We start from the raw sequence: 14,980 nt of genomic DNA, 5'->3' as shown, positions 1-14,980 counted from the left end.
CCTGCACGCGCTGAAGTTCAGGCCGGCGGGAACAGGCTCACCGTCCAGTCCTGTGCGCTTCGACTGCGGGTCAGGACGGTGATGGAGCACGGCGCGAAGTTCATCGCATAGACGGAGGTCAGCGGCTTGCGCTGCGCATGCGCGACGGCCACCTTTACGACGATGCCATGCGTCACCACGATGCAGCGCTCGCCGCGCATCTCGCGTTCGATCCGGTCGAGACCTTCGACCACGCGCACAGCCAGCATCCCGATGCTTTCGCCACCGTGCGGACGCGCCCGCGGATCGGTTAGCCATGCGCTGAGTTGCGCGGCTTCGCCATCGGCGAGTTCGCGGATGGAACGTCCGCGCCAACTGCCATAGTCGATGTCGTCGAAGGCGGCATCGATGTCGACATCAGGCGCGATGCACGCCGCCATCTCGCGCGCCGCGCGGGCCGGGCTGGAGATCACGCGCGCGGTGTCATCGGCGGGCAAGGGCGCGTGCGGGGTGTCATCGGCGGGTTCGTCGCCGACAGGAAAGCGGCCGGTTTTCATCGCGCGCGTGGCGGGGTGGCAGAGGAGAACGAGTTCCAAGGCAATCGGCGGTTCTGAGGTTATCGTTTTACTTTGCGGGCAATCGTCATAGAATGGCAAGCCTGCAGTGCGAGGAAGCCGGTGCAAACCCGGCACGGTCGCGCCACTGTAAGCGGTCCGTCAGCGCCATGAGGCGCGCCGCGAGTCAGACCCCGCTGCATGCTCTTCGTCAATCGGGACGCGCCTATCCCTTGGAGAAACACCATGAATGCTTCCAACGCGCCGGGCTTTGCCGCACCGGTTTCCCCTTCCTTCGACGCACCCGTGCCGCTGCCGGTGCGCGAAGTCCTGCCCTGGGCCGTGTTCATCGGCCTGATCCTGCTGATCGCGATTTATTTCGTCGGCGCCGAACAAGGCGCGACGTCGATCTTCTCGGGCATGTACATCCACGAATTCGTTCACGACGGCCGGCATCTGCTCGGCTTTCCCTGCCACTGAGGGCGCAGCATGATTCGCACCCTGCTGATACGCGGCATGCTCGCGGGACTGGTCGCGGGCCTCATCGGCTTCGGCTTCGCGCGTGGCTTCGGCGAACCTTCGGTGGCGCAGGCCATCGCCTTCGAAGAGCAGCATGAGCATGCGGAGGCCGCGCCTGCACACGAGCACGAGCACGGTCATGCAGCCGCCAATGCCTCCGCGAACGCGGACCAGAGCCACGATCACGGCGATGAAGAACTCGTCTCACGCGGCACCCAGGCGGGCCTCGGCTTGTTGACGGGCGTCGTCGTGTTCGGCACCGCGCTGGGCGGGATCTTCTCGCTCGTCTTCGCGTTTGCGTATGGCCGGCTCGGCGCGTTGCACGCGCGGGGCACGTCGGCGCTGCTGGCCTTGTTCGGCTTCGTGAGCGTGGCCATCGTGCCGTTCCTCAAGTACCCGCCCAATCCGCCTGCCGTGGGCAATGCCGCGACGATCGGACCGCGCACCGCGCTGTTCTTCACCATGGTGGCGATTTCGATTGCGGCCATGGTGTGGGCCGTGCGCTGGCAGCGGCGTCTGACGGCACGGCAAGGCGCATGGAACGCAACGCTCGTCGCCGCGCTCGCTTACGTGGTCGTGATCGTGATTGCGCAGGTCGCGCTGCCGCACGTCGATGAAGTGCCCGAAGGCTTCTCGGCGTCCTTGCTGTGGAACTTCCGCGTGACCGCCATCGGTATTCAAGCGCTGATCTGGACGACTCTCGGGCTTTTGTTCGGTGCGCTGGCCGCGCGTGAACTCGAACGGCCGCCAGTGCGGAGAATGGCTGCGGCCTGAATCGTCAAATCGCCTGTACTGACATGACGAAGCCCGCGTTCCGTGAGGAGCGCGGGCTTTTTTGCTTAACGACGTTGTGCCGCGCGGCGGGCCAGCAGTTCATCGAAGAGCGCGCGCTTCGCGTCATCATCGAGCGAACGGAAGGTCTTGATCTCCTGGCGGCTTCTGAAACAGCCGAGGCACAGGCCGGTATCGGCGTCGAGCTTGCAGACGTTCGTACAGGGCGAGCCGACCGGTTCCTGCGTCATGGCGCGCTCGATGGTGAAGGCCAGGTCCAGCGGTGCTTGAGTGTCTTGCGTCATGAGAGCGAGGCGCCGCGAAACAGCGCGGCAGTTGCGGCCGGGTTCGACGGCCAGTAAGCGTGCATGTAGGTGGCCGTCACCGGTCCATGCCGATAGAGGGCTTCACCCTCGGCGCCCGTGGTCGCGTGTGCGGCCTTGAGCACGGGTTGCAGCGGGGTGTCGAGCGTCGAGTAGTGGAACGTGTGGCCCGTCATCGCGCCGTGCGCGGTGTCGATGCGCTGCATCGCGAGGCGCGACAGCTTGCGCTGCATGAAGGCCGCGCCGGGCAGGATGCCGAGCATTGCGTGCTGCGCGCCGTCGAGGACCGTGAGCGACTCGACGAGATACAGCATGCCGCCGCATTCCGCGACGACCGGCTTCGCTTGTTCGACATGCGCATCGATCGATGCACGCGTGCGCCGGTTGCCGGCCAGCGTGGCCGCGTGCAGTTCCGGATAGCCGCCGGGAAGGTAGAGCGCATCGGCAGCGGCGGGCACGGGTTCGTCGGCGAGCGGAGAGAAGCGCTCGATGCGCGCGCCCATCGCGGTCAGCAGATCCAGATTCGCCGGATAGATGAACGAGAACGCGGCGTCGTGCGCGACGGCGATGCGCACGCCTTCGAGAAGGCGCGGCGGCTCGGGCAGGGTCGCGTCGTCGAACTGCACGGGCGGCGGCAGGTCGCACAGCGAGGTCTGTGCGATGGCGTCGGCGGCGCGGTCGAGGCGTGCATCGAGGTCCGCGACTTCAGCGGGCTGCGTCAGACCGAGGTGCCGTTCGGGCAGCGCGATATCGTCGGCATTGGACAGATGCCCGCAGTAAAGCAGCCCTGCGGGAATGGTCTCGGACAACATCTGCGCATGGCGCGGCGACGCCACGCGATTGGCGAGCACGCCGTGGAACGGCACATCCTCGCGATAGCGCGCGAGTCCGAATGCGATGGCGCCGAAGGTCTGCGCCATGCCGTGTGCGCCGATCACCGCGAGCACCGGTACCTTGAATGCGGCGGCGAGGTCGGCGCTGCTCGGCGTGCCGTCGAACAGGCCCATCACGCCTTCGATCAGGATCAGATCGGCCTCGCGCGCCGCCTGGGCGAGCAGCGCGCGGCATGCGTCGAGGCCCACCATCGACAGATGCAATGAATACACGGGCGCGCCGCACGCGCGTTCGAGGATCATCGGATCGAGAAAGTCCGGGCCGGTCTTGAAGACGCGCACCTTCAGTCCGCGACGCGCGTGGTGGCGCGCCAGCGCGGCAGTGACCGTGGTCTTGCCCTGATGCGATGCACTCGCGCCGATGAAGAGGGCGGGACAGAGCGGCATCGCGTTCAGAACTCCACGCCGCGTTGCGCCTTCACGCCCTGCTCACGATACGGATGCTTGACGATCCGCATCTCGGTGACGAGATCGGCCAGTTCAACGAGGGCATCCGGTGCATGGCGTCCCGTCACGACGACATGCAGCAACGCGGGACGCGCCTTCAGCACGTCGAGCACTTCGTCGAGCGGCAGGTACTCGTACTTCAGCACGGTGTTCAGTTCGTCGAGCACCACCATCTGGTAGTCACCGCTCTCGATCATCCGGCGCGCCTCGTTCCAGCCGCGCCGCGCGGTGGCGATGTCGGCCTCGCGGTCCTGCGTGTTCCAGGTGTAGCCGTCGCCCATCGTGACGAAATCGCAGTTGGCGATGGCGCCGAGGAAATCGCGCTCCGACGTATGCAGCGCGCCCTTGATGAACTGCACGACGCCGAGTTTCATGCCATGTCCGAGCACGCGTACCGCCATGCCGAACGCAGCGGTGGTCTTGCCCTTGCCGTTGCCGGTGTTCACGATCAGCAGGCCTTTCTCGTGATCCGCAGCGGCCTGCTTTTTCTCGTGGCCTTCCTTGCGCCGCTGGGTCATGCGCAGATGCGCTTCGGTATTTTTCTGCATGGGATGAGTGACGTTCCCGATCGGTCCGCTGCTCGTGGGCTCAGCGCGGAAACCCAAGCCGGACAGAGGCCTGAGGGTTGATGTAGTCGGAATGCGCCGCGAAGTCACACGAACGTTGCAGAACGTCGTGCTTGTCTCGGTGCTTGTTTGAGCCTTATAAGCACCGACTTCGCGGATAACATGGAAGCCATCGCGAAGCGCGGGACGCAGAGCGACACAGTTTACACCGCGCCGGTCAGGTTGAAGAGGGCTTGCAAGCTTGTCCATGGCGCAGGCAAGACGTTCGGCTTTGAGCGATGGAGTTCAGGGCAGCCTGGGCATGACCGGCGGTTTAACGACTACCGGTGGGGTGGAGCCGCCCCGATTTGCCTCCAGCATGAACCGCTGCACAGCCGCCGCCAGCTCGGAGATGTAGCCTTCGAGCGCCGCTTTCAACCGAGCCGATTCGACCCGATCCGGCGGCGTATGAGCATCGATGCTCACACCGTGGCTGAGGTCGAGCTCTGCAATGATCTGGTAAGTACGTGCCCAGCAGTCATGCGGGCCTTCGGACAAGATCGAATCGATACACACCACCGCCTCCTGTGCGAGCCGAATCGTAGTCTGGATGCGTTGCATCTCCGCAATCGTGTCCTGCGTCTGCGCAGCCCTCGCTGCAAACTCGGGCTGCGGAATTGCGCCTGCTGCCGGCCTGCCCGGCAGGCCGAGTTGCGCATGCCGCCGCATGTCAAAGCTGTATTCCGGCGCTGCTGCGGCTATCCCGTCGAACCCCGCTGACGCCGTGCCCAGGACGCCTGCGACCATCACGCGCGCCTTCACCGCCCTCATAAGAACCTCCTTCCAGTAAGCGGAAGAAGCCACGCTACGCGGACGGCATTAGCGCCGAATGAGGCTGGCGCGAGCAAACCCTGCGCTGGCGAGCGAGACATGGCGCCGGTGATGTGCTCATACCGGGCTAATTCATGGTGGTCATCATTCGTTGCGCAACAACGAAACGGCCTCACGAGGAATCACGAAACATGGCTCATCGCCCTTCGCTTGCTGCATCCGTGAACCATTCAGGGAGAGATCCATGGACAGCCTGCTTGTCGTGATCGTCGTCGGTGTGGCTTCGCTCGTGTTCTACGGCGTGCTGCTCGGCTGGATCTGGTCGTTGCGGCCGCCGCGGGAAAGCGATGTCGATCCTTCCATGAAGGATCAGCGGTGACTGTTACTGGAGCAAGACGATGGATGCGTTTTACCTTTATCTGGAACTCGTGGCACTGACCATACTGATCTGGCTTTGTTACGACAAACTGAAGCCCGTGGTCGCCAAGCCGCTGGTGCGCAAGGGAGCCATGGCGGCCGGGGTCGATCCTGTCATCAAGCGCCGCTTCCGAATGCTCCGCGCGCCGCTGCGATCGCGACGGTTACGCCGGAATCGATCGTCTTCGGCACGATGAGCGTGGCCGAGTTGCCCGCCAGCAGCGCACAGGGCTCGCAGACGCCATCCACGTTCAGATGTTTGCGCGCGTGATGCGAGCGCGCCGAGTGCGGCGCCTGCGCGATCTCCGCGCCGCTGAAGAAGCGCAACGGCAGATGGTGGCGTGTGCAGAAGGCAAGCAGACCGGCTTCGGCACGCTTGGTGTCGATGGTGGCGATAACGGCGATATCGCCGAATGCATGCGGGCCGAGTGCGGCTTGCACCGCGCGTTCGATTGCATCCGCGCTCGTGCCTCGCCTGCAGCCGATGCCTACGGCGAGCTTCGAAGGGAGCGGCGGGGCGCGATCAATGGCGGGGTTCATCGCGAGGCGGGTGGGTTGTTGAGGGGTGAGCGGGGATTTTAACGTGGCTCAGCCGGACGCTTTTGTTCGGGCTTTCGACCGCGCCAAAGGGGAACTAGTCGTCCTTCTTTTGATTGTTCTGTGCAGAACGCCGGCTCCTCAAGGCGAGAACGGCAAGCAGAACCATCACCATGCCAACCCAGCATGCAAGCAACAAGCCTGACACGTACAGGATTTGAGAATCTTTCCGAACGCCATTAAACGTGGTCGATGCCAGGTGCACGCAATGCGCAAGAAGCCACGCAATGGGAAACGCGCCAGCACTACAGGCAAGGCCCAGTGATGGCTTGTGCAGCAAGCGGCGAGCAGCCAGAAGACTGCCTGTCATCACGAGCGCGGCCATGAGCCAGAAGAACGCGAGCTTGAACAGCAGGCTTCCGTCGATGATGCTTTCGATTCCGACTGGCCGGTCGCTCATGGCTTCGAACGTGGCGCGCACGCCGTCGGCCATCCAGTCAGGTATGGCGCCGGCCCGAAGGTTCGCGAAGCGAGTCATGGCGAGGGCGGCGAGGAGCGAGGCGAGGAGCGCCGAAGCGACGAGGCAAAGCTTGCGGACTGCTTTTCGGATCATCGAACCGTCACCATCCCATACGACTTGAGGGTGGAACCAGGAACGGACATTGAGGGCGGCGATCTACGAATGAAACGTTGCAACAGCTCGAACTCGGCGGGATTGACGAGCGTGATACTCCCCTCGCTTCTTTCATCGGCTCCCACAGCGTGCAATCGGAAGTTGCTGCGTTTTACGCCTTTGATGTTGGTCTCATCGCCCGACCGTGGATTCCAGAGCATGAACCATTACTTCGATCCGTTGACCCGAGCTGCGGCGAGAGAACATCACGGAGTTGACCCAACCGGCCGCCTGATTGACGGTCAACGAGGTAATACGTTCCAGGCGGATGGGTCCGATGCCTTTTGACGCAACCTCGGCCGGATTGTCAAGACCTCGCTCGTTGCCTGAAAACGCTTTGACGGTTCCATATCCCGAGCAAACTAGCGTGGATGTGGAGCGATTGTTCAGGATGAAAGTACATGTGACGGGCATCTCGATCCATCCTTTGCGGGCGCAAGCCTCAAAAAATGATGTGACCGGTGAACTTAGCGCACCAACGTCCTTAAATGTGTGCTTTTGTGTGACTGGATCAAGGTCCTGAGATAAATCCGATGCTCCCGCGCAGTCGATAAGAACGTAACGATGACCGGCGAGTGATATAGCGAATGAGCAGGGCCGCCGCCGAGCCACGCACTTCGAACGTGAAACAACGAAAACCCCCGTGCTAAAATTTGTGTCCGGCTTGCCTGACAAGGCTTTGCGGCATTCCAGTCCGGCTCCGGCAACAGCGCAGCAATCTGCGCCCCAGCCTCGCCAGACCCGAACACAAAACGCGCGTCATCGTTCAGTCGATGCAGCCCTTCATCCCGCCTCGCGCATCCCAAACGCAACACCACTCCCGGAGCCACGATGCAGACCCGCAAGATTCCCGTTACCGTCGTGACCGGCTTCCTCGGCAGCGGCAAGACCACGCTGATGCGGCATATCCTGTCCAACGCGCAGGGCAAGCGCATTGCAGTCATCGTCAACGAGTTCGGCGAACTCGGCATCGACGGCGAGATCCTCAAGGGTTGCGGCATCGGCTGCGACGACGAAGCAGCATCCGCCGACCGCAATCTCTACGAACTCGCCAACGGCTGTCTCTGCTGCACCGTGCAGGAGGAGTTCTATCCCGTGATGGAACAGTTGCTCGAACGGCGCGACAGCATCGATCACGTGCTGATCGAGACTTCGGGTCTCGCGCTGCCCAAGCCGCTCGTGCAGGCGTTCAACTGGCCGTCCATCCGCAACGCCTTCACCGTCGATGCGGTCGTCACCATGGTCGACGGACCCGCCGCCGCGAGCGGCCAGTTCGCGGCGAACCCGGTCGCCGTCGATGCACAGCGCAAGGCCGATCCGAATCTCGATCACGAATCGCCGCTGCATGAATTGTTCGAAGACCAGTTGTCGTCGGCGGACCTCGTCATCGTGAACAAGACCGACCTGATGGACGCCGAGGCCCTGCACAAGGTCGAAGCGCTCGTGCGCCCCGAGATTCCCGCCGAAGTGAAGATCGTGCCCGCGCACATGGGCAAGCTCGACATTCACGCGTTGCTCGGTCTCGAAGCGGCATCGGAAGAGACCATTCACCTGCGCCACGATCATCATGGCTCGCCCGACGAAGCAGGTCACGCCGATCACCATCACGACGAGTTCGATTCGGTCGTCGTGCACGCGCCGGTCGAATCGCGCGAGCAGGCGATCGCCGCATTGCAGACGCTGGTCGGCCAGCACACGATCTATCGCGTGAAGGGTTTCGCGGCGTTGCCGGGCGCGGCCATGCGGCTCGTGGTGCAGGGCGTCGGGCAGCGCTTCGACAGCTACTTCGACCGTCGCTGGGAAGCGCACGAGGACCGTCAACAGAGCCGCTTCGTGCTGATCGGCGAGGACCTGAGCGCGGACGCCTTGCAGCGGGCCTTCGAAGCCGCGCTTGCGAGCGCGCCAGCGCAGGCGTAGGCCGCCATGCATCTGCTGCGCACGACCCCGGGCGGTTTCGTCGACGACGCGCAGGGCGTCATGCGCATCGAGCAGACCCGCGCGCCGATCGTCATTCTCAGTTCCGCCGACACCACGCTCGCCCTGCTGGCAAGCGTGGTGCCACGTCTGGAGCCCGGTTTCCCCGAAGTGCGGCTCGCCAATCAGTCGTTCCTGCGCCAGCCGGCTTCCGTCGATTTCTACGTCGACGATGTCCTGAGCCATGCACAGGTCGTGGTCGTCGATCATCTCGGCGGCGAATCGTACTGGCCGTATGGCATCGAGCGCCTGGTGACGCTGGCGAACAAGCAGCGCCAGATGCTCGCGATGTTCTCGGGCGATCTGACCGAAGACCCAAACCTGATCGCCAGGAGCACTGTCGATCCCGCGTTCTGCCGCCAGCTCTCGCGCTATCTGCGCGAAGGCGGCGCGCGCAATGCAGAAGCGTTCTTGCGCGCCATCGCGCGGCGTGCGCTGGATTACGGCACTGAGCCGCCGCCGCCCGCCGCACTGCCCGCGGTGGCGATCTATCATCCCGAACGCGAGATCGCCACGGTCGCGGACTGGCAGGCGCGCTGGACGAAGGACGCGCCGGTCGTCGCCATCCTGTTCTATCGCGCGCATCTGCAATCGGGCAACACGGCCGTATTCGATTCCCTCGTCGACGCGCTCGAACGGGAAGGGCTGAACCCGTTGCCGATCGCCATTGCATCGCTGAAGGACTGCGTGAGCCGCGAAGTGGTCGAGCGCGTGTGCGTGGAGCAGCGCGCGGCGCTCGTGCTGAATACCACGGCATTCGCGGCGGGCGTGATCGGCGAGAGCGAGGCGTTCGAAGTCGCGGGCGATGCACCCGTGCTGCAGGTGATCCTGAGCGGCGGCAATCGCGAGGACTGGCAGCAGTCCAATCATGGCCTGAACTCGCGCGACGTCGCGATGCACGTGGCGCTGCCCGAAGTCGATGGCCGCATCATCACGCGCGCTGTGAGCTTCAAGGGGCTTGCGTATCACTGCAAGCAGACGCAGGTCGACGTGGTGCGCTATCAGGCCGACGACGAGCGCGTGCGTTTCGTCGCGGAACTGAGCCGGCGCTGGTGCAGGCTGCGTCAGGCGCCGAATGCGCAGAAGCGCGTCGCGCTCGTGCTGGCCAACTATCCGGCCAGCGAGGGACGCATCGGCAATGGCGTCGGGCTCGATACGCCGGCATCGGCCATCGGCATTCTGTCGATGCTCGCGCGCGAAGGCTATCGCGTCGGCCAGATTCCGGCCGATGGCGACGCGCTGATCGGCATGCTGACGGAAGGCGTGACCAACGACCCACTCGTGCGTGACTTGCGGCCCGCGTTGCAAAGCCTGTCGATGGCGGATTACCTCGACGCGTACCGCGCCCTGCCCGCCGACGCACGCGCCGCGCTCGAAGCCGTCTGGGGCGCGCCTGAAGACGATCCCACCGTGCGGCGCGGTCGCTTCATGATCGCGGGGTATCGCTGCGGCGAGATATTCGTCGGCATCCAGCCCGCGCGTTCGCGCGAACGCAATGACTACGCGAGCTATCACGACGCCGAACTCGTCGCGCCGCATGCGTATCTGGCGTTCTACTTCTGGCTGCGCGTGCGTTTCCAGGCGGATGCGATCGTGCATGTCGGCAAGCACGGCAATCTCGAATGGCTGCCGGGCAAGAGCGTGGCGCTGTCGTCATCGTGCTGGCCCGATGCGATTCTCGGCCCGATGCCGCATCTCTATCCGTTCATCGTCAACGACCCGGGCGAGGGCAGTCAGGCCAAGCGCCGTGCGCAGGCCGTCATCATCGATCACCTGATGCCGCCGCTCACGCGCGCGGAAAACTACGGGCCCTTGCAGGACCTCGAACGTCAGGTCGACGAATACTACGAAGCGCTGATGGTGGACGTGCGCCGCGCGAAGCTGTTGCGCCAGTCGATTCTCAGGACCATCGTCGAGAACCGGCTGCACGAGGAACTCGGGCTCGACGCCCCGCGCGACATCGCGGGAGAAGACGTGTTGCTCACGCGCGCCGATGCCTATCTCTGCGAGCTGAAGGAAGCGCAGATCCGCGACGGACTGCATGTGTTCGGCGTGTCGCCGGAGGGCACGCAGCGAAGCGACACGCTGCTGGCGCTCGGGCGTTTTCCCGTCGGCGACGGACAGGGCGCGAACGCCAGTCTCATCACCGCGCTCGCGCGCGACCTGCAACTCGGCGATCACTTCGACCCGCTCGACTCGGACTGGGCCGCGCCATGGACCGGTCCGCGTCCGCTGACGCTCGCGGCGGTGAGCGATGCGCCATGGCGTCATCATGGCGATACGCGCGAACGCCTCGAATGGTTAGCGGTGCAACTATTGTCGGACGACGCACGGGAGGCGCCCGGCGCGCACGCGTCGCTCGTGCTCGGGCGCTTGCGCCATGAGGTGCTGCCGCGTCTCGATGCGTGCGGACCGCAGGAACTGCTGCAACTGAAACGTGGGCTCGAAGGGCGCTTCGTGCCGCCGGGTCCGAGCGGATCGCCTTCGCGCGGCCGGCCCGATGTCTTGCCGACGGGCCGCAACTTCTATTCGGTCGATACCCGCGCGTTGCCGACGCAAGCCGCCTGGTCGCTCGGACTCAAGTCGGCGAACGCGCTGGTCGAGCGGCATGTCCAGGATCACGGCGATTTTCCGCGCGCCATCGGCTTGTCCGTGTGGGGCACGGCGACGATGCGCACCGGCGGCGACGACATCGCGCAAGCATTTGCGCTGATCGGCGTGCGGCCGAAGTGGGCGGCGGGCAGCCATCGCGTGACGGACTTCGAGATCCTGCCGATCTCGATCTTCAACCGGCCGCGCATCGACGTGACGCTGCGGGTGTCGGGCTTTTTCCGCGATGCCTTCGCGAACCTGATGCATCTCTTCGATGCCGCTGTGCAGGCCGTGGCCGCCCTCGACGACGAACCCGCCGACGTCAATCCGATCCGCGCCCGCATCCTGCGCGAACGCGACGAACTGATGGCGCGCGGCATGGATGCCGAAGCGGCGCGGCGGCAAGCGGGCTGGCGTGTGTTCAGCACGAAGCCGGGCGCCTATGGCGCGGGGCTTCAGGAACTGATCGACGCGAAGCAATGGCAGACGGACGCCGATCTGTCCGCCGCCTATCAAACCACGGGCGGCTATGCGTATGCGCAGTCCGGCGATGGCGTGGAGGCGCGCGCGAGTTTCGGCACGCGGCTCTCGACCCTCGATGTCGTGTTGCAGAACCAGGACAATCGCGAGCACGACCTGCTCGATTCGAACGACTATCACCAGTTCCAGGGCGGCATGATCGCGGCCGTGCGCTATCTGTCCGGCGTGCAGCCGCAGGCCTATAACGCCGATCACAGCAATCCCGCCGCGCCGCGCGTGCGCACGCTGCACGAGGAAATTGCGCGCGTGGTGCGTGCGCGGGTCGTGAATCCGAAATGGATCGACGGCGTGAAGCGGCACGGCTACAAGGGTGCGTCGGAAATGGCCGCGACGGTCGATTACCTGTTCGGCTATGACGCAACCGCGCGCGTGGTGTCGGATCATCAATACGCGCTCGTCACCGATGCCTATGTGAACGATCCCGCCACGCGCGACTTCATCTCGCGGCACAATCCGCACGCGCTGCAATCGATCTGCGAGCGGCTGCTCGAAGCCATGGAGCGCGGCCTGTGGCAGAACCCCGCTGATTATCGCGACCAGGTCGAGCGGCATCTGCTCGATGTCGAGCAACGCATCGAGGGCAGACAGTCTTGAACTCATCTCTTTCTTCTTCGGTGTTTCCGTTCGCCGCGCTAGTCGGTCAGGACGACTTGCAGCAGGCGCTGTTGCTGGCGGCGGTGGACCCGTCTATCGGCGGCGTGCTGGTCAGCGGGCCGCGCGGCACGGCGAAGTCCACGGCCGCGCGCGCGCTTGCCGAACTGTTGCCGGAAGGGCGGCTCGTGAGCCTGCCGCTCGGCGCGAGCGAGGAGCAGCTGATCGGCACGCTGGATATACAGAGCGCGTTGCGCGACGGCGGCGTGAGCTTTGCGCCGGGCTTGCTTGCGAAGGCGCATCTCGGCGTCCTGTATGTCGACGAAGTGAACCTGCTGCCGAATCCGCTCGTCGATCAACTGCTGGATGTCGCGGCGAGCGGGGTGAACATCGTCGAGCGCGATGGCATTTCGCACCGGCATGACGCGCGTTTCGTGCTGATCGGCACGATGAATCCGGAAGAGGGCGAATTGCGGCCGCAACTGCTCGACCGGTTCGGGCTTGCGGTGGAAATGAGCAATTGTTTCGACGCGGCCGTGCGCCAGCAGATCGTGAAGGCGCGGCTTGCATTCGATGCCGACCCGGCCGCCTTTCGCGCGCGGCATGAAGCGGCGCAGGCTGCGTTGCATGCACGCATCCATGCGGCGCGCGCGGCGCTTGCTTACTTCACGTTCGACGATGCCGTTCACGCGCGTGTGAGTGAACTGTGCATCGCGGCGAATGTGGACGGTCTGCGCGCCGATCTCGTGATGCTGCGCGCGGCGCGTGCACTGGCGGCGCTGGAAGGGGCCACCAAGGTCAAGGTCACGCATGTGGAGCAGGTGGCGGATGCGGTATTGCGGCATCGCCGGCATGAGGGGGATACGTCTTCGTCGTCTTCTTCCTTGCCGCCGCCGGACCGCGAGTCCGCGCCTTTGCAAGCGGATTCCGGCGATGCCGACTGGGGCCATCTGCCGCCCGAGCCTGCCGGCATCACGAAGATCAAGCACGTGAGGCCGCTCACCACAAAAAAAGCCTGAACCATCGAAGGCGGGACGCGGATGCCGGAGAGCATCGTCTTCGATGGAAAGCGGCGCGTTCACCTGGTCGTCACGTGTCGCGCGAGGGCGATGCAAGCGTGTCCATCGACTGGCCGGCGACTTTGCGTGCCCGGCGCGCGGCGCGTCTTCAGCCGGGGCATCTGCGGCATCGGCGCAAGCAAGGCGAGGCCGCGGCGTTGCATTGTTTCGTGCTGGATTGCTCGGCATCGATGCTCGCGGGCGAACGGCTCGCGCGCGCGAAGGGCATGCTGGTGGCATTGTTCGATCGCGCGTATCGCGAGCGTGCGGAAATTGCGCTGGTGTGTTTTGGCGGCGGGCGCGCGGAAGTGCGCCGTCAGCCGGGCGCGGCGCATGTGTTCAACGAGCGCTGGGTGGCGCCGATCGGCGGAGGCGGGGGTACGCCGCTCACGCTTGGGCTTGCGCGTGCGGCGGCGCTGCTGACGCGTGCGGCACGGCGCAGGCCTTCGCAGCGTCGCTCGCTGTGGCTGCTGACGGACGGGCGGACGAATGAGCAGCCACAGCGGCCACGGGATGCGGACCGGATTGTGGTCGTGGATTTTGATGAGCATGCCGTGCGCGTCGGACGGTGCAGGGCGTTCGCGCGGGAGTGGGAGGCGGAGTATTTGACGGCGGGGGAGTTAGAGGAGGAAGGGGCAGCTATATGAGGCGGTGAATCGCATGCATTGCGTGGACTAACCGCGTTCGACTGTGATGTTTCTGAAATTGATGATAGATAGTTTGCTCTCCATTGTTATGCGTGGATTTCAAGGCTAGGATCCAGAATCACTCGGAACTTTGATGAGGATTCCCCATGCATCGTCCGATGTTTGCAACGGCGTGGTCTGCCGCGATGAAGGTCTATGCCCCGTCCAATCCTGAGGCGAAGGTCGCGAGCACTATCGGTGGCGTGGTGGCTCGAAACATCGACTTACCGAATGCGGCCTCGAGGTGGAAAAATACGTGTGCTGTTCGGATGAGTTACATCCTCAATCACTGCGGCATCCCAATTCCGACGATCCGTGGCAAAACAGTGACCGGCGGAGACAAGCGACAGTACTTTTTTCGGGTGCGAGATCTGATCGACTTCCTTCAGCATTGCTGGGGTGAAGCAGAGGTGGTTGAGTTTCCGCCTTCAGGCGGTGGCGCGCTGGCAAACAAAAGAGGTGTCATCCTTTTCGAGGTTTCTGGGTGGGGCGATGCTCAAGGGCATGCGACGTTGTACAACGGAATCATTTGCTATGACCGGTGTTATTTCAACGAACCGGAGGCGACTTTCCGAACTAATCGCGCCCATTTTTGGAGCTTGCGTTGAGGCTTCGGAACGCCATCTTTTCACTTATTTCAATGTGGATGGTGCTCATTAGCCCATCAGTCATCGCTGCCGCCGACTCGCCAGAAGGGTCCACGCGCACCTACGCCGATAATTACAGAGACATGGTGCTGGCTACTTGCGTCGCAACGGCCTACGACAGCAGCGCGGACGCACGAATCGATTCCGGAAGCAGCGTGAGTGCGCTGCGTGACTGGACCTACTACGATCTGGACCGGACGCCCCAGGCCATCACGTCACTTGTGAAGGCTTACCTTGAACGGGACTATCGAAATCCGCTTGCCGAAGCCGAAACGAACGGCCTCAACATTCGCTTCGACTTTCTCAAATGCCTCGACCTGTATCACAGCAAGGACCTGGACCATCTGGTGCAGGCCATGGTGATTGACCCGAACCGCCGCATCCATTCACCTTCCCGCTAACC

18 protein-coding genes and 1 riboswitch are annotated in these 14,980 nt (G+C 64.1%); of the genes, 9 read left to right on the top strand and 9 right to left on the bottom strand.

Features of this window, described 5'->3' with window-relative positions; all coding sequences use genetic code 11:
- Positions 1 to 17: 17 nt before the first annotated feature.
- Complete coding sequence (locus tag QCE69_RS32025) at positions 18 to 575, bottom strand: histidine phosphatase family protein (RefSeq protein WP_309934933.1); 558 nt, start codon at positions 573 to 575, stop codon at positions 18 to 20.
- A gap of 48 nt (positions 576 to 623) precedes the next feature.
- A riboswitch (cobalamin riboswitch) is annotated at positions 624 to 750 on the top strand.
- A 29-nt stretch (positions 751 to 779) separates the two neighbouring features.
- Between QCE69_RS32025 and QCE69_RS32020 the strand changes: the two genes are divergently transcribed.
- The gene (locus QCE69_RS32020; protein WP_309820468.1) at positions 780 to 1,013 is read left to right on the top strand and encodes a CbtB-domain containing protein; all 234 of its coding nucleotides are present in this window, start codon (positions 780 to 782) and stop codon (positions 1,011 to 1,013) included.
- 9 nt (positions 1,014 to 1,022) lie between these two features.
- Positions 1,023 to 1,826, top strand: coding sequence for a CbtA family protein (locus QCE69_RS32015; RefSeq protein WP_309926550.1), 804 nt, complete (start codon positions 1,023 to 1,025; stop codon positions 1,824 to 1,826).
- Between the two features lie 65 nt (positions 1,827 to 1,891).
- Here the strand turns inward: QCE69_RS32015 and QCE69_RS32010 are convergent, their stop codons facing one another.
- From QCE69_RS32010 to QCE69_RS31995, 4 genes are all read right to left on the bottom strand, one after another.
- The gene (locus QCE69_RS32010) at positions 1,892 to 2,128 is read right to left on the bottom strand and encodes a DUF1289 domain-containing protein (protein WP_309926548.1); all 237 of its coding nucleotides are present in this window, start codon (positions 2,126 to 2,128) and stop codon (positions 1,892 to 1,894) included.
- Positions 2,125 to 3,426, bottom strand: coding sequence for a cobyrinate a,c-diamide synthase (locus QCE69_RS32005; RefSeq protein ID WP_309934932.1), 1,302 nt, complete (start codon positions 3,424 to 3,426; stop codon positions 2,125 to 2,127). The genes QCE69_RS32010 and QCE69_RS32005 overlap by 4 nt, the downstream gene beginning before the upstream one ends.
- A gap of 5 nt (positions 3,427 to 3,431) precedes the next feature.
- On the bottom strand, positions 3,432 to 4,034 hold the full coding sequence (cobO, locus tag QCE69_RS32000) for a cob(I)yrinic acid a,c-diamide adenosyltransferase (RefSeq protein ID WP_309926543.1): 603 nt from the start codon (positions 4,032 to 4,034) through the stop codon (positions 3,432 to 3,434).
- Positions 4,035 to 4,337: 303 nt separating this feature from the next.
- Positions 4,338 to 4,862: a hypothetical protein gene (locus tag QCE69_RS31995; protein ID WP_309934931.1), complete on the bottom strand. Its 525-nt coding sequence runs from the start codon at positions 4,860 to 4,862 to the stop codon at positions 4,338 to 4,340.
- Positions 4,863 to 5,106: 244 nt separating this feature from the next.
- On the opposite strand from QCE69_RS31995, the gene QCE69_RS31990 reads away from it, so the two are divergent.
- The gene (locus QCE69_RS31990; RefSeq protein WP_309934929.1) at positions 5,107 to 5,241 is read left to right on the top strand and encodes a hypothetical protein; all 135 of its coding nucleotides are present in this window, start codon (positions 5,107 to 5,109) and stop codon (positions 5,239 to 5,241) included.
- A 155-nt stretch (positions 5,242 to 5,396) separates the two neighbouring features.
- Here the strand turns inward: QCE69_RS31990 and QCE69_RS31985 are convergent, their stop codons facing one another.
- From QCE69_RS31985 to QCE69_RS31970, 4 genes are all read right to left on the bottom strand, one after another.
- A complete protein-coding gene (locus QCE69_RS31985; protein WP_309926539.1) occupies positions 5,397 to 5,819 on the bottom strand; it encodes a cobalamin biosynthesis protein in 423 nt (140 codons plus the stop codon).
- A 94-nt stretch (positions 5,820 to 5,913) separates the two neighbouring features.
- Positions 5,914 to 6,429 carry a hypothetical protein gene (locus tag QCE69_RS31980; protein WP_309926537.1) on the bottom strand — a complete coding sequence of 172 codons (516 nt, stop codon included), beginning with the start codon at positions 6,427 to 6,429 and terminating at the stop codon, positions 5,914 to 5,916.
- The gene (locus QCE69_RS31975; RefSeq protein WP_309926535.1) at positions 6,426 to 6,650 is read right to left on the bottom strand and encodes a tlde1 domain-containing protein; all 225 of its coding nucleotides are present in this window, start codon (positions 6,648 to 6,650) and stop codon (positions 6,426 to 6,428) included. The genes QCE69_RS31980 and QCE69_RS31975 overlap by 4 nt, the downstream gene beginning before the upstream one ends.
- A complete protein-coding gene (locus QCE69_RS31970) occupies positions 6,622 to 6,903 on the bottom strand; it encodes a hypothetical protein (RefSeq protein WP_309935451.1) in 282 nt (93 codons plus the stop codon). The genes QCE69_RS31975 and QCE69_RS31970 overlap by 29 nt, the downstream gene beginning before the upstream one ends.
- 417 nt (positions 6,904 to 7,320) lie before the next feature.
- Here QCE69_RS31970 and cobW point away from each other — a divergent pair, with 417 nt between their 5' ends.
- The 6 genes from cobW (at position 7,321) to QCE69_RS31940 (ending at position 14,978) form a co-directional block, all read left to right on the top strand.
- Complete coding sequence (gene cobW, locus QCE69_RS31965) at positions 7,321 to 8,406, top strand: cobalamin biosynthesis protein CobW (protein ID WP_309934928.1); 1,086 nt, start codon at positions 7,321 to 7,323, stop codon at positions 8,404 to 8,406.
- Between the two features lie 6 nt (positions 8,407 to 8,412).
- Positions 8,413 to 12,189 carry a cobaltochelatase subunit CobN gene (cobN, locus tag QCE69_RS31960; RefSeq protein WP_309934927.1) on the top strand — a complete coding sequence of 1,259 codons (3,777 nt, stop codon included), beginning with the start codon at positions 8,413 to 8,415 and terminating at the stop codon, positions 12,187 to 12,189.
- The gene (locus QCE69_RS31955) at positions 12,186 to 13,205 is read left to right on the top strand and encodes an ATP-binding protein (protein WP_309934926.1); all 1,020 of its coding nucleotides are present in this window, start codon (positions 12,186 to 12,188) and stop codon (positions 13,203 to 13,205) included. Before cobN ends, QCE69_RS31955 begins: the two co-directional genes overlap by 4 nt.
- A 104-nt stretch (positions 13,206 to 13,309) precedes the next feature.
- On the top strand, positions 13,310 to 13,891 hold the full coding sequence (locus QCE69_RS31950) for a VWA domain-containing protein (protein ID WP_309935431.1): 582 nt from the start codon (positions 13,310 to 13,312) through the stop codon (positions 13,889 to 13,891).
- A 146-nt stretch (positions 13,892 to 14,037) separates the two neighbouring features.
- Positions 14,038 to 14,538 (top strand): type VI secretion system amidase effector protein Tae4, encoded by a 501-nt coding sequence (locus tag QCE69_RS31945; protein WP_309934925.1) that lies wholly within the window; start codon positions 14,038 to 14,040, stop codon positions 14,536 to 14,538.
- Positions 14,535 to 14,978: a type VI secretion system amidase immunity protein Tai4 gene (locus tag QCE69_RS31940; RefSeq protein WP_309934923.1), complete on the top strand. Its 444-nt coding sequence runs from the start codon at positions 14,535 to 14,537 to the stop codon at positions 14,976 to 14,978. Before QCE69_RS31945 ends, QCE69_RS31940 begins: the two co-directional genes overlap by 4 nt.
- Positions 14,979 to 14,980: the final 2 nt, after the last annotated feature.

The organism is Caballeronia sp. LZ032, assembly GCF_031451315.1.
Lineage (GTDB): Bacteria > Pseudomonadota > Gammaproteobacteria > Burkholderiales > Burkholderiaceae > Caballeronia.
The sequence above is the reverse complement of the archived record's forward strand: the minus strand, read 5'-3'. Positions and strand labels throughout refer to the sequence as shown.

What these genes read in the sequence shown, in the direction of transcription:
- cobW (WP_309934928.1), top strand. Translation starts at nt 7,321, where the DNA reads ATGCAGACCCGCAAGATTCCCGTTACCGTCGTGACCGGCTTCCTCGGC.
- QCE69_RS31975 (WP_309926535.1), bottom strand. Translation starts at nt 6,650, where the DNA reads ATGCTCTGGAATCCACGGTCGGGCGATGAGACCAACATCAAAGGCGTA.
- QCE69_RS31995 (WP_309934931.1), bottom strand. Translation starts at nt 4,862, where the DNA reads ATGAGGGCGGTGAAGGCGCGCGTGATGGTCGCAGGCGTCCTGGGCACG.
- QCE69_RS31970 (WP_309935451.1), bottom strand. Translation starts at nt 6,903, where the DNA reads ATGCCCGTCACATGTACTTTCATCCTGAACAATCGCTCCACATCCACG.
- QCE69_RS32010 (WP_309926548.1), bottom strand. Translation starts at nt 2,128, where the DNA reads ATGACGCAAGACACTCAAGCACCGCTGGACCTGGCCTTCACCATCGAG.
- QCE69_RS32020 (WP_309820468.1), top strand. Translation starts at nt 780, where the DNA reads ATGAATGCTTCCAACGCGCCGGGCTTTGCCGCACCGGTTTCCCCTTCC.
- QCE69_RS31985 (WP_309926539.1), bottom strand. Translation starts at nt 5,819, where the DNA reads ATGAACCCCGCCATTGATCGCGCCCCGCCGCTCCCTTCGAAGCTCGCC.
- cobO (WP_309926543.1), bottom strand. Translation starts at nt 4,034, where the DNA reads ATGCAGAAAAATACCGAAGCGCATCTGCGCATGACCCAGCGGCGCAAG.
- QCE69_RS32005 (WP_309934932.1), bottom strand. Translation starts at nt 3,426, where the DNA reads ATGCCGCTCTGTCCCGCCCTCTTCATCGGCGCGAGTGCATCGCATCAG.
- QCE69_RS31945 (WP_309934925.1), top strand. Translation starts at nt 14,038, where the DNA reads ATGCATCGTCCGATGTTTGCAACGGCGTGGTCTGCCGCGATGAAGGTC.
- cobN (WP_309934927.1), top strand. Translation starts at nt 8,413, where the DNA reads ATGCATCTGCTGCGCACGACCCCGGGCGGTTTCGTCGACGACGCGCAG.
- QCE69_RS31990 (WP_309934929.1), top strand. Translation starts at nt 5,107, where the DNA reads ATGGACAGCCTGCTTGTCGTGATCGTCGTCGGTGTGGCTTCGCTCGTG.
- QCE69_RS31980 (WP_309926537.1), bottom strand. Translation starts at nt 6,429, where the DNA reads ATGATCCGAAAAGCAGTCCGCAAGCTTTGCCTCGTCGCTTCGGCGCTC.
- QCE69_RS32015 (WP_309926550.1), top strand. Translation starts at nt 1,023, where the DNA reads ATGATTCGCACCCTGCTGATACGCGGCATGCTCGCGGGACTGGTCGCG.